Source organism: Nocardioides sp., from assembly GCF_047607185.1.
Lineage (GTDB): Bacteria > Actinomycetota > Actinomycetes > Propionibacteriales > Nocardioidaceae > Nocardioides.
Window position 1 is genome coordinate 1 of the sequence record NZ_JASGDQ010000005.1, and the last position, 21,117, is coordinate 21,117.

General features: G+C 70.2%; 16 protein-coding genes. 6 read left to right on the forward strand and 10 right to left on the reverse strand.

The window, feature by feature from the left end:
• The first annotated feature begins 197 nt into the window (after positions 1 to 197).
• Positions 198 to 1,478 (forward strand): IS110 family transposase, encoded by a 1,281-nt coding sequence (locus tag QM595_RS00465; protein ID WP_415169547.1) that lies wholly within the window; start codon positions 198 to 200, stop codon positions 1,476 to 1,478.
• A gap of 308 nt (positions 1,479 to 1,786) precedes the next feature.
• Here the strand turns inward: QM595_RS00465 and QM595_RS00470 are convergent, their stop codons facing one another.
• Entirely contained in the window at positions 1,787 to 3,001 is a 1,215-nt protein-coding gene (locus QM595_RS00470) for a M15 family metallopeptidase (protein ID WP_415169548.1), read from the reverse strand.
• A gap of 45 nt (positions 3,002 to 3,046) precedes the next feature.
• Positions 3,047 to 3,667 (reverse strand): TetR family transcriptional regulator, encoded by a 621-nt coding sequence (locus QM595_RS00475; RefSeq protein WP_415169549.1) that lies wholly within the window; start codon positions 3,665 to 3,667, stop codon positions 3,047 to 3,049.
• A 112-nt stretch (positions 3,668 to 3,779) separates the two neighbouring features.
• Here QM595_RS00475 and ppgK point away from each other — a divergent pair, with 112 nt between their 5' ends.
• The 4 genes from ppgK (at position 3,780) to QM595_RS00495 (ending at position 8,914) form a co-directional block, all read left to right on the forward strand.
• Positions 3,780 to 4,523, forward strand: coding sequence for a polyphosphate--glucose phosphotransferase (gene ppgK, locus QM595_RS00480; protein WP_415169562.1), 744 nt, complete (start codon positions 3,780 to 3,782; stop codon positions 4,521 to 4,523).
• Positions 4,524 to 4,612: 89 nt separating this feature from the next.
• The gene (locus QM595_RS00485; protein ID WP_415169550.1) at positions 4,613 to 5,194 is read left to right on the forward strand and encodes a TetR/AcrR family transcriptional regulator; all 582 of its coding nucleotides are present in this window, start codon (positions 4,613 to 4,615) and stop codon (positions 5,192 to 5,194) included.
• A 40-nt stretch (positions 5,195 to 5,234) separates the two neighbouring features.
• Positions 5,235 to 7,445 (forward strand): MMPL family transporter, encoded by a 2,211-nt coding sequence (locus tag QM595_RS00490; RefSeq protein ID WP_415169551.1) that lies wholly within the window; start codon positions 5,235 to 5,237, stop codon positions 7,443 to 7,445.
• A gap of 95 nt (positions 7,446 to 7,540) precedes the next feature.
• Entirely contained in the window at positions 7,541 to 8,914 is a 1,374-nt protein-coding gene (locus QM595_RS00495; RefSeq protein ID WP_415169552.1) for a hypothetical protein, read from the forward strand.
• Positions 8,915 to 8,950: 36 nt separating this feature from the next.
• Here QM595_RS00495 and QM595_RS00500 read toward each other — a convergent pair whose 3' ends face one another.
• The 3 genes from QM595_RS00500 to QM595_RS00510 all read right to left on the reverse strand — a co-directional run bounded on the left by QM595_RS00500 (position 8,951) and on the right by QM595_RS00510 (position 12,793).
• On the reverse strand, positions 8,951 to 9,976 hold the full coding sequence (locus QM595_RS00500) for a hemolysin family protein (protein WP_415169553.1): 1,026 nt from the start codon (positions 9,974 to 9,976) through the stop codon (positions 8,951 to 8,953).
• Positions 9,973 to 11,277, reverse strand: coding sequence for a hemolysin family protein (locus QM595_RS00505; protein WP_415169554.1), 1,305 nt, complete (start codon positions 11,275 to 11,277; stop codon positions 9,973 to 9,975). The genes QM595_RS00500 and QM595_RS00505 overlap by 4 nt, the downstream gene beginning before the upstream one ends.
• 310 nt (positions 11,278 to 11,587) lie before the next feature.
• A complete protein-coding gene (locus QM595_RS00510; RefSeq protein WP_415169555.1) occupies positions 11,588 to 12,793 on the reverse strand; it encodes a DUF480 domain-containing protein in 1,206 nt (401 codons plus the stop codon).
• 128 nt (positions 12,794 to 12,921) lie between these two features.
• On the opposite strand from QM595_RS00510, the gene QM595_RS00515 reads away from it, so the two are divergent.
• Positions 12,922 to 13,950, forward strand: coding sequence for a LacI family DNA-binding transcriptional regulator (locus QM595_RS00515; RefSeq protein WP_415169556.1), 1,029 nt, complete (start codon positions 12,922 to 12,924; stop codon positions 13,948 to 13,950).
• Here QM595_RS00515 and QM595_RS00520 read toward each other — a convergent pair.
• The 5 genes from QM595_RS00520 to ilvA all read right to left on the reverse strand — a co-directional run bounded on the left by QM595_RS00520 (position 13,876) and on the right by ilvA (position 20,816).
• Positions 13,876 to 14,616, reverse strand: coding sequence for a nucleoside/nucleotide kinase family protein (locus tag QM595_RS00520; RefSeq protein ID WP_415169557.1), 741 nt, complete (start codon positions 14,614 to 14,616; stop codon positions 13,876 to 13,878). The genes QM595_RS00515 and QM595_RS00520 overlap by 75 nt on opposite strands.
• A 77-nt stretch (positions 14,617 to 14,693) precedes the next feature.
• A complete protein-coding gene (locus QM595_RS00525) occupies positions 14,694 to 15,731 on the reverse strand; it encodes a substrate-binding domain-containing protein (protein ID WP_415169558.1) in 1,038 nt (345 codons plus the stop codon).
• Between the two features lie 26 nt (positions 15,732 to 15,757).
• Complete coding sequence (locus QM595_RS00530; protein ID WP_415169559.1) at positions 15,758 to 16,792, reverse strand: ABC transporter permease; 1,035 nt, start codon at positions 16,790 to 16,792, stop codon at positions 15,758 to 15,760.
• A gap of 1 nt (position 16,793) precedes the next feature.
• Complete coding sequence (locus tag QM595_RS00535; protein ID WP_415169560.1) at positions 16,794 to 19,388, reverse strand: ATP-binding cassette domain-containing protein; 2,595 nt, start codon at positions 19,386 to 19,388, stop codon at positions 16,794 to 16,796.
• Positions 19,389 to 19,586: 198 nt separating this feature from the next.
• Positions 19,587 to 20,816 carry a threonine ammonia-lyase IlvA gene (gene ilvA / locus QM595_RS00540; RefSeq protein WP_415169561.1) on the reverse strand — a complete coding sequence of 410 codons (1,230 nt, stop codon included), beginning with the start codon at positions 20,814 to 20,816 and terminating at the stop codon, positions 19,587 to 19,589.
• Positions 20,817 to 21,117 lie beyond the last annotated feature (301 nt).

Here is a 21,117-nt window from a genome sequence, read left to right on the forward strand (position 1 = left end):
CGTTGTCCCTATGGTTCCTTGAGGCCGTCGTCTAGCCGGGCGGGGAACCATGTGGTGGGCCCTTCAATGCTGCCGATCCGGGCCACCGATGAGTGGTGGGCTGGTGTGAGCGCGAGGACTAGATTCGCTTGTCTCCCTGGTGGTTCTCCCGGGCGGTCGCCTTCACTACAAGACTGGTCTGAGCGAAGGAGTACGGGATGTTCGCAGAGTCCGAGGACGATGAGCAGATCATCGAGCGGGTCGCCGCGCTGGACATCGGCAAGGCTGAGGTCGTGTGCTGTGTCCGGCTGCCGGCGCCGGCAGGAGGGAAGCGGCGGGTCCAGGAGGTGACCACGCACTCGACCATGGTCGGGGCGCTGTCCGAACTGGCTGAGCGGCTGGTCGACCTACGCATCGAGCGTGTCGTGATGGAGGCCACCAGCGACTACTGGAAGCCGGTGTTCTATCTGCTCGAGGCCCATGGCCTGGACCCGTGGCTGGTCAACGCCCGTGACGTCAAGCACCTGCCCGGCCGGCCCAAGACCGACGTGCTGGACGCGGTGTGGCTGTGCAAGCTCGCCGAGCGACAGATGCTGCGCCCAAGTTTCGTGCCACCTACCCCGATCCGCCGGTTGCGGGACCTGACCCGCTACCGGGCCGATCTGGTAGGGGTCCGCAACAGCGAGAAGAACCGGGTCGAGAAGCTCCTCGAAGATGCCTGCATCAAGCTCTCGGTGGTCGCATCGGACATCTTCGGCGTCTCCGGACGCCAGATGCTCGCCGCGTTGATCGCCGGGGAACGCGACCCCAAGAGGCTCGCCGATATGGCACGGACCCGGATGCGGGCCAAGATTCCCCAGCTCGAGGAGGCCTTCGCCGGGCTGAAGACGGGAACCTTCGGCGAGCACCACCGGTTCCTACTGACCCGGATGCTGGCGCGCATCGACGCCACCGACACCGACATCGCCGCGGTCGAGACCCAGATCGAGGAACACCTGGCCCCTTTCGCTGACGCGGCCGCCCGGCTCGATCAGATCCCCGGGATCGGGCCGGTCGCGGCCGCTGTCATCATCGCCGAGATCGGTACCGACATGACTCACTTCCCGACTCCCGGGCACTTGTGCTCGTGGGCCAGGTTCGCCCCCGGGATCAAGGCCAGCGCCGGGAAGACCAAGGGCAACGGCTCGACCGGCAAAGGCAACCGCTACCTGGCCAGCGTGCTGGGCGAAGCCGCCGCCGGCGCCGCACGGACCGATACCTTCCTCGGCGCCCGCTACCGACGCATCGCCCGACGAGGAGGAAAGAAGAAGGCAGTGGTCGCGGTCGGACGCTCGCTACTGGTCATCATCTGGCACCTGCTCCACGATCCTGAGGCCACCTTCACCGACCTGGGCCCCGACCACTACGACCGCCGAGTCTCGACCACCGCCAAGAAGCGCAGCCACATCCGAGGCCTCGAAGCCCTCGGCTACCACGTCACCCTCCAACCCACCGCCTAACACCTCATCCACCTCTACCCGGCTGCGCCGGGTGCTGCCGCGCGCCTGGCCGGGTCCATTCCCGGACTAGTGACCCGAAAGGGGCTCTCCCACCCGCCGTGGCTGCCAGGGACGTCCCGGTGATCGACAGTGCCGTAGCTATCGGCGTCGCGAAGGTCTGATGGTTGACTGAACTGACAGCGTCGACAATCCCGAGCGCGACTGCAGTGCCGTCGGGATTGACCGCGTAGACCGGTCCGCCGCTGTCACCACCTTGGGTCCCCGGGATGCGCGGGTCCCACTCCCACGGATAAGGGCCAAAGTCCCGGTCAGCCGGGGTGCACCAGCCGGTTCATCTCGAAGTGCATCGGGTCGGTGTAGCGCCACCGGCCGCCCCAGGTGAAACCCCACTTCTCGAAGATGGCGACCACCTGGCGGTCCATCGCGCCGGGGATGCCGCGGCCGTTGTCGGGGACGTTGAGGTCGATCGCCAGGCCGAAGGCGTGGTTGGACAGCGAGTGACTACCGGCGATGAAGCGGGGGTTGTAGCAGCCGCCGTACTGGTAGATCTTGTCGGCCAGCCCCCGCTCGACGACCTCCTGCAGTGCCGCCTTCAGCTGCGGGAAGAACGCCTTGTTGCAGGTGACCGCGCCGAGGATGGGCACCACCTCGGTGGCGATATTGGCCTTCACCCACGCGGGATCGGGAACGACCCGGCCGCCGCTGACGGTGTAGGTGTAGTGACCGACCACCTGGGCGAGCGTGCCGACCAGCACCGGCGACTGCACCGCGTCGATGTCGAGCCCCTCACGGGCGACCACGTCGAGCCGCTGGATCGAGGCGTCCTTCCCGACCACCTTGCGCAGCGGCCTCACGACCCGGTCGGGGGCCGTCGAGGTGGTGGTGATGAGCAGCGCATTGCCCTCGGGAATGCCCAGCGCCTCGCCCCACTTGGGGTTGACCACCGCATCGACCGCGCCATCGATCTGGTCGGCCCAGGCGCCGACGTGCACCTTCGGCGCGTCGGTGCCGGCGCCGAGCTGCACGAAGCCCTGGTCGTCGACGCCGAGCTGCTGCTGGAGGCCGGCGGCCACCGCCACCTCGCCACCGGCGACGCGATCCCAGACCTCCTGGTTGTCGGCGGTGCGGAAGGAGGTGAACAGCCGGTACGACGCGGGGTCGGCGGCGACGAGGTTGACCAGCCGGTCCTCCACGCTGACGTTCGCCATCGACACCTTGACGGCCCCGGTCACGCCCGGGGTCGCCTGCACCTGCTGGAGCACCTCATCGGAGATCGTCGACTGGGCCAGCACCAGGATGTCGGCGGGCACCAGTGCTCCCTGGCGCGGCCCCGGCGGCGGTACGGCGTGGGCCGGGTCGGCCACGGTCGGGGTCGCGGTCGACGCCGGGGCGGAGGTCGTGGTCGTCGTACCCGTTGCGGCGGGGGACTCGGCGACCGGGTCGCTCTGGCAGGCGGCCAGCGCCAGGCAGGCCGCAATGGCCGCCAGTGCACCCCGTCCCGCAGACCCGTGCCGCAGACCCATGCCGTCCCTCCCGGCGGTCAACCCTATATCCGGGCGGGCGCGCTCTCAGCGAGCTCCTTCGGCGCGGGGCTCGGGGACCTCGATCGTGGCCGCCTTGAGCAGCTGGCCGGCCATCCAGGCGATGCCGTCGGCGGTCTGCGCTGGGGTGCCGGACGGGTGCATGACGTGGGAGAGGACGGTGCGGACCACGATGTCGATGGCGGTGTCGAGCTCGCGGTCGTCGAGCGGCGGCTGGTAGTCGGCGACGCGGGCTCGGATGGTGACCCGCGATCCCTCCAGCAGCCAGTCGGAGTGAGTGGTCAGGAACGGCAGCAGCTCGGTGTCGCCGCCGTGCGTGGCCGTCGCGACGGCCACCAGCAGCGGGTTGTCGCGGGCCCGCTCGAGGACGCCCTTGCAGGCTGCCCGGATCGCCGTGATCAGGCTGCGCGGATGGCGGTCGAAGGCGCCGGAGACGACGTCGAGGAAGCGCTCCATCTCCCGCAGCACCATCGCCTGGGCGAGCTCGGACTTCACGCCGACCTCGTTGTAGAGGGTCTGCCGGCTGACCCCGGCGGTGCGCGCCAGGGCGGTCATCGTCACCTGTGCCCAGCCGACCTCGATCGTCAGCCGGACGGCAGCGTCCAGGACCCGGTTGCGCGTGTCCCGAACTGCCAGCGTGCCGACCATGGCGGCGATCCTAGGGCACGGCGTTCTCCTTCTTGAAGGCCGCGACGGCACCGAGCAACGACCTCCTGGTGACCGCGGCCGACAGGCCCCGAAGTCTAGAGTGAGCCCCGTGATGGCATTCGGCATCGACTTCGGCGGGACCGGGATCAAGGGCGCTCCGGTCGATCTCGACCAGGGCGACTTCGCCGCGGAGCGGGTGCGCATCAAGACCCCCGGGAAGTCCACGCCGGAGGCGATCGCCGAGGTGTTCGTCGAGCTGCTGGGGCAGTTCCCGGACAGCGACGGTCCGGTAGGCGTGACGGTGCCGGGCGTCGTACGGCATGGCGTGGTGCACTCCGCCGCCAATATCGACGGCTCCTGGATCGGCACCGATGCCGACAGACTCTTCACCGAGGCCACCGGCCGTGAGGTGCACGTGGTCAACGACGCCGACGCGGCCGGGCTGGCCGAGGTGCGCTACGGCGCGGCGGCGGGCCGGCAGGGCCTGGTCATGCTCACCACGCTGGGCACCGGCATCGGCTCCGCCCTGCTGTACGACGGCGTGCTGGTGCCCAACTCCGAGCTCGGCCACCTCGAGATCGACGGCCACGTCGCCGAGCACCGGGCCGCCAACTCCGCCCGCGAGCGCGACGACCTGTCCTGGGAGAAGTGGGCCGGGCGGCTCACCACCTACTACCGCACCCTGGAGAGGCTGTTCTCCCCCGACCTGTTCCTGGTCGGCGGCGGGGTCTCGAAGGACTTCGCCGAGTTCGGACCGCTCATCGACATCGACACCGAGATCATCCCCGCCACGCTGCTCAACAAGGCGGGCGTCGTCGGGGCGGCGCTCTACGCCGCCGAGTCCGCTGGCATCTGAGAGCGTGTTCGAGGACTCGACACACCGGGCGGAACGCGGCGGGCAGGCCTGTTTTGCACTTGTGATGACATAGTGCAAGACTGCACTTTGTGACCCAGAGTGCAATCGACGAGCGTCGGGCGCGGACCCGTCACGCGATCACGCTCTGCGCCCAGCAGCTCACCGACGAGCGCGGCCTCGACGGGTTCACCATGGACGAGCTCGCCGAGTGCGCCGGCATCTCCCGGCGGACGCTGTTCAACTACGTGCCGAGCAAGGTCGACGCCGTCCTGGGGCCGATGCCGGACCCCGAGCCGGAGCTCTTCGAGACGTTCATGGCCGGTGGCCCCACCGGCCACCTGATGAGCGATGTCAAGGAGCTCGTCGTCGACGTGCTGCGCACCAAGGACGCCGACCCGACCGACATCGAGCGGACCCGCCGCATCATCGAGGCCGACGCTCGACTGCACCACGCCATCCACGAGCGGTTCGTCAGGATCACCGGGCTCTTCACCGACGCGATCCTGCAGCGCGAGGGCACCGGGTTCGACTCCGCCAAGGCGCGGATCGCGGCCACCTTCACCCTCGCCCTGTTCGACACCGCGCTCGACTCGTTCATCGCCGATCCGGCCACTCCGATGGACCGGCACTACGCCCGAGCCTTCGACATCGCCGTCGAGCTCTTCGACTGACCGACTTAAACCGTCGTACCACCTCTTCAGGAGTCCACCCATGGCTACCCTGCTCTACCGACTCGGCAAGACCGCCTACCGGCGGTGGCCGATCTTCCTCGCCGGCTGGCTGATCGCCTTCATCGGCATCGGCGCCGTCGCCGGCCTGCTCTCCAAGCCGATGTCGACGCAGTTCACGATGCCCGGCATCGAGTCGATCGAGGCCGCCGAGCTGCAGCAAGAGCTCTTCCCCGAGGCCACCGCCGTCGATGCCCCCACCGGGACCATCGCGGTAGCCGCCCCCGAGGGCCACACCCTCGCCGAGGAGCCGTACGCCGGCATCGTCACCGACCTGGTCGACGGCCTCAACGCCGACCCCGACGTGGTCGACGGCGTGGTGGCGCCCACCGCCGGGGCGAGCCTGTCCCAGGACGGCCGGATCGGCACCATCGACTTCACCTTCGCCGAGGACGACCTGATGGACGTCACCACGCAGATGCAGGACGCGGTGACCAAGCTGCTCGACCAGGCCCGCGACGCCGGCCTGACCACCGAGGTCGGCGGCAGCGCGATGCAGTCGATGGAGCAGGAGGGCGCCGCCGCGGAGCTGATCGGCATCGCCATCGCACTGGTGATCCTCGCTCTCACCTTCGGCTCGCTGGTGGCCGCGGGTATGCCCATCGTCACCGCCGGTCTGGGCGTCGGTCTCGGCGTCACCGGCATCACCGCCATGACGGCCTTCGTCGACATCCCCAGCTCCACTCCGGCGCTGGCCTCCATGCTCGGCCTCGCGGTGGGCATCGACTACGCGCTGTTCATCCTGGCGCGCTTCCGCGGCGAGCAGGAGCACACCGACGACCGGGCCGAGGCGATGGGCATCGCGGTCGGCACCGCCGGCTCGGCCGTGGTCTTCGCCGGCCTGACCGTGGTCATCGCGCTGTGCGCCCTGGCCGTGGTGGGCATCCCGTTCCTGTCCTGGATGGGATTCGGTGCCGCCGCGACGGTGACCGTCGCCGTCCTGGTCGCGCTGACGCTGCTCCCGGCGATCCTGGGCATGTTGAAGTCCAAGGCCTTCGGCGGCACCTTCCGCCGCTATGTGCCCCAGCGTGAGGGCAGGCTGGTCCTCAACAACGGGGTGCGCTGGGCGCGCGTAGTCGGCAAGGCGCCGCTGGGCTGGGTGCTGCTCGTCGTGGTCGGCCTGGGCGCCCTGGCGATCCCGATGAAGGACCTCCACCTGGCGCTGCCGACCGACAGCACCGCCGCCGAGGACACCACCCAGCGCAAGGCCGCCGACCTGATCGCCGAGGGCTTCGGGCAGGGTCGGCTCTCGCCGATGCTCATCGTCGTGGACGCGCGTGACGTGCCCGCCGACGAGCAGCAGGCGGCGTACGACGCCGTCACGGCCTGGGCGGGAGACCACCAGAACGTGGCCGCCGCGATACTGGCCGGCGCCAACGAGAACGGCGCCAGCGTGGTCGTCTCGCCCACGACCGGCCCGGAGGACAGCGCCACCGAGGAGCTGCTCGACTCGCTGCGCGACGGCGAGCAGGCCATCGAGGCGCAGACCGGCGTCAAGCTCGGCATCACCGGCATGGTGCCGATCCAGGTCGACGTCAGCGCCAAGCTGGCCGGCGCGCTGGCGCCCTATCTCGCGATCGTGATCGGGCTGGCCTTCCTGCTGCTGATGGTGGTCTTCCGCTCCATCCTGGTGCCGCTCACCGCCACCCTCGGCTTCTTGCTGTCGGTGCTGGCGACGCTCGGCGTCACGGTGGCGATCTTCCAGGAGGGCACCTTCGGCTGGTTCCCCGGCCAGCCCATCGTCAGCTTCATCCCGATCTTCCTCATCGGCGTGGTCTTCGGTCTGGCGATGGACTACCAGGTCTTCCTGGTGACCCGGATCCGGGAGGCGCACGTGCACGGGGCCTCGCCGCGGGAGGCGGTCGTGGACGGCTTCCGCAACTCCGCCCGCGTGGTGACCGCGGCCGCGCTCATCATGACCTCGGTGTTCGCCGGCTTCATCCTGATGCCCGACGCGATCGTGAAGTCGATGGGCTTCGCGCTCGCCGCGGCGGTCCTCTTCGACGCCTTCGTGGTGCGGATGTGCCTGATCCCGGCGCTGATGTACCTCATGGGCGAGAAGGCCTGGTGGCTGCCGCAGTGGCTCGACAAGATCCTGCCCAAGGTGGACGTCGAGGGCGAGTCGCTGCACCGGCCGCACCTGGCCGATCACTACCAGGAGGACGACGCCGACCCGGAGCTCGCCGGCGTCTGACCCGACCTCGGCTCGGGCGGACCGTCGCCGCCGGGAGCGGCCCGATCGGTCCAGGGTGGTTGCCATCTCGTCCGACGGCAACCGATCATGGCCCGGTGCTGATCTCGTTGCGTCGTACTGCCGTCCTCGTCCCGGCCCTCGCGCTGCTGGCCTCGGCGGCCTCGGTGTCGATCGCGCCCGCCACTCACGCGGCCATCACCGGCAACTTCGGGTCCCCGCTGGCGATCGAGACCTGGGCGGTGCCCAGCGGCGACTCCGGGCTGATCGAGGCCACCCAGGGCCCGGACTTCGGCCAGGGCGGCATCGTGTCCTGGAACGGCGCGGTCTGGTTCGCCGAGGAGAACGCCGGCAAGATCGGCCGGATCGACACCGCCGGCACCATCACCGAGTACGACGTCCCCGACGGTGCCGGCGCGCCCGGCTACGGTCCGCGTCAGCTCACGGCGGCCACCTCGGGCCAGCTGTGGTTCCTCGCCGACGGCGGGGCGCTGGACGGCCGGGCCGCCTGGATGGACCCGGCGGGAGTGACCCAGGCGCTGTTCAACTTCCCCGGCTACGTGGAGTTCAGCTCGCTGGCCGCCACCCCCGACGGCGGCGCCTGGCTCAGCTACGGCGACGGCGAGGACATCACCCGGCTCGACGCGACCGCCGAGGAGACCGCCTTCTTCGACGAGCCGGAGTACTACGCCGACGTCGAGTCGACGCTCGGACCCGACGGCGCGCTGTGGTACAGCGACGGCTCTAACAGGATCGAGCGGATCACCGAGTCGGGGTCGCTGACCACCTACCCGGCCACCGGGGACAACGGCGAGATCGTCTCGATGACGACCTCGGGCGGCAACATCTGGTACGCCCAGTTCAGCCCCGGCTCGCTGTTCGTCCGGAGCTACGACGGCATCGTCGCGAAGATGTCGACCAGCGGCATCCCGACGCCGTTCCCGTCGCCGTACCCCGACCTCCTCCCGGCCGGGCTCACCCCCGCCTCCGACGGCGGCGTCTGGTTCACGACCCATCACGGCGCCGGCATCGGGCACGTCAGCCCGGCCGGTCAGTATCAGGTGGCGCTGCTCCCCGACGGCTACGCCGCCGACTCCGTCACCCAGGGCCCCGACGGCAACCTGTGGTTCACCGACGCGGACCTGAACCGGATCGGGCGGGTGACGATCGCCGCCTTCAACGCGGCCATCGCCTCCCAGGGAGGTGGCGCGGGCCTGACGATTGCGCCCAAGGCGAAGGTCAAGGCCGGCAAGGCGGTGTTGCGGGCGACCTGCACCACGACGACCGCCTGCACCGGCAAGCTCGCGGCGAAGCTGAAGAAGAAGACGCTCGCCAAGGGCAAGTACGCCGTCGGCGCCGGTGCCACCAAGAAGGTCAAGCTCAGGCTCACCAAGGCCGGTCGGGCCTACTTCCGCGCTCACCGCAAGGCCAAGGTCGTCGTCGCCGGCCAGCGGATCGTGCTGAGACGCTGAGTCCGGCCGAGGGTCCGGCCGAGGTCCGGCCGAGCCTCAGGTCGAGAGGGCGTCGTTGATCTCGCCGACCAGGACCTCGATGGCGTCCTCGAGGTAGAGCAGGCCGGTGGTAGCGCCCGCCTCGTCGACGGTGCGCGCGACATGGGCGCCGTGGTGCCGCAGCCGGGCCATCGCGTCCTCCAGTTCGGCGTCTCGCGGCACCGCCGGCAGCCGGCGGATCCGCTTGGCGGGGATGGGCTGGTCGACAGAGGCGCCGGCCAGGTCCATGACGTCCTTCATGTGGAGGTAGCCGGCCGGTGCTCCGTCCTCGTCGGTGACGACATAGCGGGAGTAGCCGCATGCGACCACCGCCCGCTGGATGTCGCGCGGGGTGGCGTCGGGCGGCAGCAGCACCATCTCGGCGAGCGGCACCTCGATGTCGGCGGCACGCTTGTCGGTGAACTCGAAGGCGCCGGCCAGCGTGCCGGCGTCGTCGGAGAGGGTGCCCTCCCGGCGGGACTGCTCGACGATGCCGGCCACCTCCGCCAGCGTGAAGGCGCTGGCGGCCTCGTCCTTGGGCTCGACCCGGAACAGGCGGAGGACGTGGTTGGCCAGCCAGTTGAGCGTCCAGATCACCGGGTGGAGGACCCGCGAGAGCCACACCAGCGGCGGCGCCAGGATCAGCGCGGCGCGGTCGGGGACCGAGAAGGAGAGGTTCTTGGGCACCATCTCGCCGAAGACGACGTGCAGGAAGGTGACCAGGGCGAGGGTGATGACGAAGGCGCCGATGCCGATGGCGTCGTGGCCGAGGCCGGTCCAGCCGAGCGGGTGCTCCAGCAGGTGGTGGATGGCCGGCTCGGAGACGGTCAGGATCAGCAGCGAGCAGACGGTGATGCCGAGCTGGCTGGTGGCCAGCATCAAGGTGGCGTGCTCCATCGCCCACAGCGTGCTGCGGGCGGCCCGGCTGCCGGCCGCCGCGCGCGGCTCGATCTGGGAGCGGCGCGCGGAGATGACGGCGAACTCGGCGCCGACGAAGAAGGCGTTGCCCGCCAGCAGTACGACGAGCCAGGCGATGCCGATCATGAGTCACCCGCCTCGGCGGGGATGAACTGCAGCCGGGAGGCGTGCGGGCCGTGGACCCGGTCGACGCGCAGCGAGCCGGCGGGCAGCTCGACCTCGTCGCCGACCTCGGGGATCCGGTCCAGCTGCGCGGTGAGATAGCCGCCGACGGTGTCCCAGTCGCCGTCGTCGGGCACTGCGACGCCGGTCCGCTCCAGCAGCTCGTCGGGTCGCCAGGTGGCGTCGAAGGTGATCGACCGGCCGGTGCGGGTGAGGCCGACCCGGAACCGGTCGTGCTCGTCCTGCAGCTCGCCGACGATCTCCTCGACCAGGTCCTCCAGGGTGACGACGCCGGCGGTGCCGCCGTACTCGTCGGCGACGACAGCGATCTGCAGGCCGCCCGAGCGCAGCTCGGTGAGCAGCCGCTCGGCCGACATGGTCTCCGGGACGCGCAGCGGCTCGGTCATCAGCTCGCCGGCGGTCACGCTCCCCCGGTCGTCGTACGGCACCGCGAAGGCCTGCTTGACGTGGACGAAGCCGGCGATGTCGTCGGGGCCGTCGTCGAGCACGGGGAGCCGGGAGAAGCCGGTGCGCGAGGAGACCGCGATGACCTCCTCGGCGGTGTCGTCGAGACGCACCGTGGCCATCCTGACCCGCGGGGTCATCACGTCGCCGGCGTCGAGCGAGGCGAACCGCAGGGTGCGGTCGAGCAGCGTCGCGTCCTCGGCCTCCAGCGCGCCCTCGTCGGCGGAGTGCCGGATCAGGTAGGTCAGCTCCTCGGCGGTGCGGGCGCCGGAGAGCTCCTCCTTGGGCTCGATGCCGAAGCCGCGGATGACCGCGTTGGCGGTGTTGTTGAGCAGCGCGACGATCGGCCGGAACAGGGTCGTGAAGCCGAGCTGCAGCGGGACGACGAGCTTGGCGGTGGCCAGCGGCACGGCGAGCGCGAAGTTCTTCGGCACCAGCTCGCCGATCACCATGGAGAACAGCGTGGCGAGGAGTACGCCGACCACCGCGCCGATCCCCGGCACGGCGCCGTCGGGCACGCCGGCCGCCTCCAGCGGCGACTCGAGCAGGGCACTGACCGCCGGCTCGAAGGTGTAGCCGGTGAGCAGCGTGGTGAGGGTGATGCCGAGCTGGGCCGACGACAGCTGCGTCGAGGTGTGCCGCAGCGCGGTGATCGTCGGGGTGAGCCGCCTCTCGCCGTGCTCTCTGCGGGTCTCGAGGTCGTGGCGGTCGAGGTTGACCAGCGCGAACTCCGCGGCGACGAAGACCCCGGTCCCGACGGTGAGGACCAGCCCCACCGCGATCATGAGCCAATCGCTCACGACGAGAGATCGCGCCGGTGGGTGTCGTCGTTGCGATGCGCGTGCGATGGCGAGGCGCCGGAGCGAGGCGGCCTGGTTGGCCGTCGAACGACGGCAACGAAGCCAGCGCGCGTGCAGCGGGCGAGACCTACCGGCGCGATCTCTAATCTCCCCCTGACCACGACCAGTCGTCGTACGAGAAGGTCAGGGGGCCACGGACTTCGAGGTCGCTCGGTCACGCAGCTCTCAACGAGCGCCGCTCTCACACAGTTCCGGCCACGAGTAGCCGGTCGGCATGGTCGAAGGCGAGGGCGCAGCCTCTCGCGGACGCTCAGTTCTGGGGTTTGCGGGCGATCACGTAGAAGCGTTGCACCGTCTCGCACCGCTCGTCGAGGGGGCCGCGCACGTACCACTCGATGTCGACGAGGCCGGCCGCCTCCACCACGTCGAGCACGGCGCCGGGGTCGTGCAGCACGAAGTCGAGGTCGATCTGCTCGTCGAACCACTCCTCGACGTGCCGGATCTCGGCGCCTGCGTGGAGGCCGAGGACGAGCCACCCGCCGGGATCCAGCGGTCGCACCAGCGCGGCGATGGCCTCCGGCAACTCGGAGCCGGCCAGGTGGATCAGGGAGAACCAGGCGAGCACGGCCCGCCAGCCCCGGGCGCTGGCCGGTCGACTGAGCCAGCGCAGGTCGTCGACCTCGTAGCTGCCGTCGGGGAAGCGCCGGCGGGCCTCCTCGATCATGCCGGGCGAGAAGTCGATCCCGATGGCGTCGGCGCCGCGGTCGGCCAGATAGGCGGTGACGTGCCCGGGGCCGGTGCCGGCCTCCATGACCGGGCCGCCCGCGACGTGGTCGGCGACCCGGTCGAGCAGCCAGGTCTCGAACGGCAGCGACGCGAGCTCGTCGGCCACCGCGGCGGCATAGCCGGCAGCGACGGCGTCGTACGCCGCCCGCACGCGCGCGTCCCGCTCCTCGGCGCCGCCCGCGATCACCGCGTCGAGGTCGACGGCCGGCGCGACCTCCGCCTGTGGCGCCGGCCCGAGCAGATGGACCCAGCGCCGATCGTGCTGCCCGGCCCGGCGCTCCAGCTCGGCGACCAGCGGCAGCGGCCGTGCCGCCATCCGCCGCAGGCACTCCTCGACCTGCTCGCGGTCGGCGAACCCGTGCAGTCGCTCGGCGCGGGTCCTGAGCTCGCCGGGCGCCTGCGCGCCGCGCAGCAGCAGCACCGTCAGCAGCGCCCGCTCGTCGGGCTCCAGCCCGAGCACCTCCTCGAGGGTCTGGTGGTACTTCAGCGTCCGCCGACCGGTGTCCGCCCACACGATCCGCACCAGCCCGCGCTCCTTGAGCGAACGCGCCCCCTGCACCACGGTCGCCTCGTCGTAGTCGACGACCGGGTCACGGTTGCTGGTCTGGTTGCACGCCGAGCGGAGCGCGTTGGCCGTCAGCGGGTACGCCGCCGGCACCGTGATCTGCTTCTCCAGCAGGCTGCCGAGGATGCGCTGGTCCAGCTGGTCCAGAACGGGAAGTTCGCTCATCGGACCAGAGTAAGCGTCAACCCGGTGCCCGGAGTCGTCCGAGAACGAATTTGTGAAGCCTTCACCTGCCGCGTCAGAGCCGTCGCAACTGTTCACGCAAGCTATCGAGCGGCTGTTAGCCTTTGCCGATGCCACGGAGAACGCGACGTCGGTCCGTGTCGATGGCCGACATCGCACAGGTCGCCGGCGTGTCCGTGTCCACCGTCTCCCATGTCGTGAACCAGACCCGGCCAGTGGCGCCAGCGACCGCGGACGCCGTGCTCTCGGCGATGGCCGAGCTGGGATACGTTCCCGACCGGGTGACCCGCTCGATGCGCACCGAGGGCCAGCTGATGATCGGCCTGGCGATGTCGTCGATCTCCAACGTCTACTTCGGCGACGTCGTGCACGGACTGGAGCGAGCGGCTGAGGCCGCCGGCTATTCGGTACTGCTCGCCGAGACCCACGACGACCCGCACGGGGAGCTGCGCGCGGTCACCCACCTGCTGGCCCGCTCGGTCGACGCGATCGTTCTCGCCCATTGCGGCGACCCCGACCGCGCGCTCAGATACTGCGCGCAGCGGGACGTGCCGGTGATCCTGGTCGACCGCCTCGACAACCGCGAGCTCGATCAGATCGGCCCGGAGAACGTCGAGTCGACCGCCCTGCTGGCCGAGCATCTGGCCGGCCTCGGGCACACCCGGGTCGGGATGGTCGCCGGTCGCCCCGGCCTCAGCACGACCCTCGACCGGGTCGCGGGGTTCCGGGCAGGCCTGGCCCGCTCCGGCATCGAGGTCGACGAGGACCTGGTGGTCTCGGGCGATTCGACGACCGACGGCGCCCATGCGGCGACGATGGCGCTCCTCCAGGGACGGCGGCCACCCACCGCTCTGGTCGTCAGCAACAACCTGATGACGATCGGCGTGATGAGGGCGGCGCGCGACCTCGGCATGAGCGTCCCTGGCGACCTGGCGCTGGTCGCCTTCGATGACTTCGCCTGGGCAGACCTGTTCCATCCCCGCCTGACGGTGATGGCCCAGCCCGCGGTGGAGATGGGCGCCGAGGCGTTCGGGCTCGCGCTCAACCGGCTCAAAGCACGCGAGTCACCCGCCCGCCGGGTGGTCCTGCACCCGACCTTCATGCATCGCGACTCGTGTGGGTGCGGTCAGCCGGCCTGAAGCAGCCCAGCCGTCGGCGTTGGTCAGCACCAGATCCGCCCGGTCGCGGGTCGTGGCGACGATCTCCGCATTGCTCTGGTCGCTTCCCGACGCCCATGCCTTGGCCTCGTCGGGCTCCTTGCCGAAGATCTCGTGACGCGCCGTGAGCCGCTCGATCCGAAGCCGGTCCGGTGCCTCGACGTACCAGGTCTCGTCGAGCAGGCCCGCGATCTGGTCCCAGCCGGGCCGGTCGAGCAGCAGATAGCTGCCCTCGGTGATGACCAGCCGCACCGCGCTGGGCACCTCGATCTGGTCGGGGACCGGGTCCTCGACCTCCCGGTCGAAGCCGGGCACGCGCACCGTCCCCTCGGCAGCCCGGATCCGGCGGAGCGTCGCGACATATGCCGTGACGTCGAAGGTATCGGGGGCGCCCTTCTGCGCCGCCCGACCGGTTCGGTCCAGGACGCTCTGGTAGAGGTGGAAGCCGTCCATCGGGACGACCACGACCCCGGCCCCGAAGTGAGCGTGGAGAGCCGTCGCGAGGGTCGACTTCCCCGCGCCCGGAGGCCCGGCGATCCCAAGGATCCGGCGCTCGCCGGCCTGGAGCAGGGCCTCGACGCGGCGCAGGCAGACATCGGGCAGAAGATCCGACTGGCCGCCGGGAGCACTGATCGGGGATGCACTCATGCGTGGATGACCTCGCGCTGTGGGTGGGAGTTCGACGCAACCCTAGAGCCGGCGCTTCCGAGTTCTCGAACGCGCTCTCAGAACGGGAACTCGTCGACATTCTCGGGAGTGACGATCTTGGGCTCGCCGAGGAGGACGACCCCGTTCTCGCCGATCGTGAACGTGCCGAGCTCGCCCGCCTCGTAGGTCTCGCCCTCGGCGCCGGTGATGTCACCGCGCGCGAGTGCCTGGGCGGTGTAGTAGGTGAGGGTCCCCAGGTCGGGGACGCTCCACCACACGTCCTGAACCTGGCCGGCCTCGATATAGGGCTTGATCAACGACGCGGGAGCGAGCCCCGAGAGCTTGACCTTCCCCAGGTCCCCGGTCTGCTCGAGCGCCTGGGCGGCAGCGGGCAGGCCGATGCCTGCGGGCACGATGATCCCCTTCAGGTTCTTGTAGGACTGGACCAGCCCGGTGGCCTGACGCGCGTTCTCGTCGGCCTTCTCCAACCCGTAGGCGACCTTGACGAGCTTGAAGTTCGCCAGCGCCGGGTCGCTCGCGAGCCGGTCGCGGATGGCGGCGATCCAGGCGTTCTGGTTCACCGCGGTCGGGGTCGAGGAGAGGATGGCGAACTCCCCGCCCTCCGGTCCGAGCATGTCGACCAGGGCGTTGAGCATCTGGTCGCCGAGCGCCGGGGTGGCGGCCTGGTTGACGAAGATCGAGCGGGCGTCGGGGTCGATGTCGGAGTCCCAGGAGATGACCTTGATCCCCTTCTCCGCGGCCAGCTGCATGATCTTCTTGGTCGAGATGACATCGCTGCCCGAGATCGCGATCACACAGACGTCCTGAGCCATGAGCTGATAGACGAACGGGATCTGAGCCGCCCCGTTCGCCTCGCTCGGAGCCGTGTAGATCACCTCGGTGCCGTTGGCCTTCGCGGCCTTCTCGGCCGCGGCGAACACCGTGGTCATGTAGGGGTCCGTGCCCAGCTTCGGGACGAAGCCGATCTTTCCCTTCCCCTCCCGGCAAGCCGGGTTGGCGCCGAGCACGTCGCCGGACGACGTACTCTTCGCACCCAGCAGGACGAGGGCGGCGACCACCACCGCGATGACGATGCGCACTGGCGTGGACTTCATGGTCTCTTCTCCCTTGGCTCCGCTGCTCACGCCGACGCTTCGGCAGGGGCCGCCGGAGACGCTTCCTCTTGCGCGATCCGTGCCCGCAGCCTGCGATCGGTCACCCAGCCGGAGATGCGCTGGGAGACGTTGGCCAGGAGCAGGGATCCGATCAGCAGTACGCCGACGGCCGTGCCCTGCGCATACTGCCCCTGGCCGTTGAGCAGCAGCGTCTGGCGCAGCGCGATCACCAGGAGCATCGCCCACAGGACGCCGCTGATCCGGCCCTTGCCGCCCAGGAAGGAGATCCCGCCCAGGAACACGATCGTGATCGCGTCGAGCTCGTAGCCGAACAGCGCGTCCGGGGAGACCTGGCTGGTGCGACCGATCGCGATGACTCCTGCGACCGCTGCGACCGCGCCGGAGACCACGAAGAGGCCGAAGCGCACCCGCTGGGTCCGCACGCCGGAGTAGGTCGCGACGGCGGGCTCGCCCCCGATCGTGTAGATCTGCCGTCCGACCGGCCGGAAGTGGAGCGCGATGGCGAAGACCGGGATCAGCAGCAGCGTGGGCAGGAAGGCGTTGGAGATCCACGACCCCGGCAGGGTGCCGTAGACCCAGTCGATCAGCCCGGGGCTCACGTCGGTGATCGGGGTGCTGCCGAGCATCGCGTAGCACAGGCCGCGGAAGAGCGCGAGCGTGCCGAGCGTGACGACGAGGGAGGGCATGCCGAGCACCGTCACGCAGAATCCGTTGACGCACCCGCACAGGGCGCCCACGATCACGGCAGCGAGAGCGGCGATCAGCACCGGCGCCCCGGCCTCCATGAGCATGCCGGCGAAGATCGAGGAGAAGGCCGCGATGCTGGCCACCGAGATGTCGATCTCGCGGGCGATGATCAGCATCATCAGCGGCAGCGCCAGGATCGCCTTCTCCGCGGTGAGCTGGAAGGCGGCGGTCTTGGACGCGTCGCTGAGCAGCCCGGGCGTGGTCGCGCCGGCGATGACGATGAACAGGATCGTGGCGACCGCGAGCAGGGACTCCCAGCGGACCATGAAGCGCTTGACCTCGTCGAGGTTCATCTCAGATCACCGTCTTCTGCTGGGCCGAGCGGCGCGACAGCACCGAGTCGAAGGCGACGGCGAGGATGATGGCCGCGCCGTAGAACGCCTGGATGGCGAGGGGATCGACCCGGGCCAGCGTCAACGCGTTGTAGAGCGTGAAGAGCACCAGCGTGCCGAGCGCGACGCCGAGGACCGTGCCGCGACCGCCGCGCAGGGCGACGCCGCCCACGACGACCGCGGCGATGATGCGCAACTCCTCGCCGTAGGCCGTCTGCCCGTCGACGGCGCCATAGTGGGTCGCCCACAGGACCCCGGCGAGAGCGGCCAGGATGCCGCAGGTGACGAACGCGGCGAGCAGCTTCCGCTCGACGTTGAGACCGATCGCGCGGGCGCCCTCCGGGTTGGAGCCGACCTGGAAGAACTGACGGCCCGCGGCGGTCCAGGTCAACGCGGCAGCGAGCACGACGGCCAGCACCAGGAAGATGACGGTCAGCATCGGGATACCGAGCGGCTTGGACTCGACGAACTCCGCGAAGCCCGCGGGGATCGTGCCGGGCGAGATCTGGTCGCCATTGGAGAGGATCGCGTCGATGCCCCGGTAGACGTACAAGGTGCCGAGGGTGACGACGATCGACGGGACGTTTCCGTAGGCGACCACCAGCCCGTTGACCAGACCCAGGACCAGGCCGAGCACCAGGGTGAGCAGGGCCGCGACCAACAGCGGCGTACCGTCTCTGACCAGATCGCCGAAGATGAAGGCGGCCAGGCCGATCGTCGATGCCACCGACACGTCGATATTCCTCGTCAGGATCACGAGGAATTGACCCAGCGCCACGATCCCCACCAGCGATGCCTCCGCGGCGAGCCGGGAGAGGTTGGTATAGGTCAGGAAGTTGGAGTTGACCACGGTGGCGATCACCGAGACGGCGATCAGCACCGCGAGCAGACCGAGCTCGCGGCGCTGCATCAGCAAGGTGAGCAGGCCGGGGGTCTCCTCGGCCGCCAGCGCGGGGCCCGCGCCCTCCGGCCGGCTGCTCTGAGCCTCACCCGCGCCGGTGGCGGCTCGTGCGATGCTCTCCTCACTGGCCTCGTCCCGACCGAACTCGGCGACCAGGCGGCCACTGCGCATGACCAGCACCCGGTCGGACATGCCGAGGACCTCGGGCAGGTCCGAGGAGATCATCAGCACGCCGATGCCCTGGGCGGCCAGGTCCGCGACCAGCCGGTGGACCTCGGCCTTGGCGCCGACGTCGATGCCCTGGGTCGGCTCGTCGAGGATGAGGAGTCGCGGATTCGTGGCCAGCCACTTGGCGATGACCACCTTCTGCTGGTTGCCGCCGGAGAGCGTCCGCACCGCCTGGCCGTAGGAGGCGAACTTCAGGCTCATCTTCTTGAGCGGCTCACTGATCAGCGAGAGCTGCCGCGCGCGGGCGATCAGGCCGTGCCTGGTGGCCTTGGCGATGACCGGGAGCGTGGAGTTCTCCAGGATGTCGAAGTCCTCGATCACCGACTGGCCGCGACGGTCCTCGGACACATAGGCGATGCCGTAGGACATCGCCTCCGCGGACGACGTCGGGCGGATCTGCCTGCCGTCGAGCTCGATCGTGCCCGAGGTCGCCCGGTCGATGCCGAAGATCACCCGGGCGAGCTCGGTGCGGCCGCTGCCGACGAGGCCGGCGAGACCGACCACCTCACCTGCCCGGACCTGAAGCGACACGTCCTCGAGGCCCGTAACGGTGGACAGGCCGCTGACCTCGAGCACGACGTCGCCGGGAGTGCCGGCACGATCGGGATAGAGGTCGCCGAGCTCGCGGCCGACCATGTAGTTGATGGTCTCGTCCGGCGTCAGCTCGGAGGTCAGGCAGGTGTGGACGAGCTGGCCGTCGCGCATGATGACCAGGTCGTCGGCGATGTGGAAGATCTCCTCCAGACGGTGGCCCACGAAGAGCATCGCCACGCCCCGGGCCCGAAGATCGTCGATCACCGCGAACAGTCGGTCCACCTCGCCGCTGGACAGCGTCGCGGTCGGCTCGTCGAGGATCAGGATCCGGCTCTCGACCGCGAGAGCCTTGGCGATCTCCAGCATCTGGTGCTCGGAGGTGCTCAGTCGGGAGGCGGGGGTCGCCGGATCGTGGTCGAGCCCGACCTGCTGCAGGAGCACCTTGGCCCGCGTACGCATCGCGCCGTGGTCGAGGATGCCGCGCGCCGTACGGAGCTCCTGGCCGGCGAAGATGTTCTCGGCCAGCGACAGGTCGCCGAACAGCGAGGGATGCTGGCTCACGACCGCGATGCCGCGCGCCCGGGCGTCCAGTGGGCTGGTCAGTGCCACTTCCTCACCGCCGAGCTCGACGTGGCCGCCGTCGGGCTTGTACAGCCCGGAGAGCGTCTTGACGCAGGTGGACTTGCCCGCGCCGTTCTCGCCCACGAGCGCGGTGACCCGGCCCGGTCGCAGCACCACGGTCATATTGGTGAGCGCGCGGGTCGCTCCGAAGATCTTGGAGACGCCGCGCAATGCCGCGGCTGGCGGCGGCAGCTCCGCAGCGGCGACGGCGGAGCCAACGGGAGTCGGACGGCCGCCCGTAGTGCTCGGGTCGTTGCCTGTTTGCTCGCTCACTGTGCATCTCCCGCCGTCTCGATGTGACGAGAGTCATAGAAGCACTTGCGCAAAGCATTGCGCAAGTGCCTCGCGCGGAAGGTCGCGGTTCGCCGGTAGCGCGCGCCCGACCGGTCAGAACGGCGTACCGATGGCGTCGGTGAAGGCGATCTCGGCCAGCGGCCGGCGCTCCCGGGGCGCTCGTCCCACGGGATCTCCTTATCGCAGGAAGGTGAAGAGGGGGCTGTCCCCCGGGATCTTCTCGATCGTCAGCTGGCTCTCCGACATCCGCTGCAACAGGCCGCCGATGCTCGCGGCGCGGTCGAGGTCGATGCCGATGAGCGCCGGGCCGGTCTCCCGGTTGGACTTCTTGATGTACTCGAAGACGACGATGTCCTCGCCCTCGGCCAGGACGTCGTCGAGGAAGCCGCGCAGCGCACCGGGCTTCTGCGGGAAGCTGACCAAGAAGTAGTGCCGCAGGCCCTGGTGCACCAGCGCCCGCTCGATCACCTCGGCGTAGCGGGAGACGTCGTTGTTGCCGCCCGAGACGACGACGCCGACCCGGCCGCTGAGGTCGAGCTGCGCGAGCGCCGCGGTCGCGAGCGCCCCGGCGGGCTCGGCGATGATCCCGTCGGTCTGGTAGAGGTCGAGCATCTCGACGCAGACCGCGCCGACCTCGACCTCGACGAGCTCGTCGACCAGGTCCCGGACGATGGGGTACGTCGCCTCGCCGACCCGGCCGACGGAGGCGCCGTCGACGAAGGTGTCGAGCCTGTCCAGCTGCACCGGGTGACCGGCGGCGAGGGCGGCCCGCATCGATGCCGCGCCGACCGGCTCGATGCCGACGATCCTGGTGTCCGGCCACACGTCCTTGACCCAGGTGGCGACGCCGGCGAGCAGTCCGCCGCCGCCGATCGGCACGGCGAGGACGTCGAGCGGGCGCTCGGCCTGCTGGGTCAGCTCCACCCCCACAGTGCCCTGCCCGACGACGATGCGCTCGTCGTCGAAGGCGGGGACGTACGTCGACCCCTCCTGGGTGGAGGCGGCGAGGGCGGCCGCCGCGGCCTCGTCGAAGGTGCCGCCGACCAGGGTGAGGGTCACATAGTCGCCGCCGAAGGCCAGGATCCGGTCGCGCTTCTGCCGGGGAGTGTTGGTGGGCACGAAGATGTGTGCCTTCACCCCCAGCCTGGCGGCGGAGATCGCCACACCCTGCGCGTGGTTGCCGGCGCTGGCGCAGACCACGCCCTTGGCCAGCTCGTCGGGCGCGAGCGAGCTCATGAAGTTGTAGGCGCCGCGCACCTTGTAGGACCGGCCGAGCTGCAGATCCTCGCGTTTGAGCAGCACCTCGACGCCGTACCGCTCGCTGAGGCGCTCGGAGCGCTCCAGCGGTGTTCGTTGCGCGATGGTCCGCGTCGCGGCGGCGGCGATCTCGGCAGGCGTCACGCTCACCGGGCTAGTGTCTCAGAGCGCCCGAGGGAGCTGTGACGGAGCCACGGCGACTGAGGAGAAGGTGCTCAGGCGCGTGCTGGGGCGGCGGCGCGCCGACTTCTGCCCTACCTGCGGACTCTTATCCACAGGGCGGGCGCCGATCGGTGGCGCGTGTCGGAGCCGCCGCCTACATGAATGAGTCCAAGGGTCAGTGGTCGTAGGCGATCAGTGATCGGTGGATGTCCGCGCCGATGTGGTCGTTGTGCCAGATCGCGGTGGTGAGGGCGAGGATGCGGGCGGCGATGCGGGCACAGACTCCGGC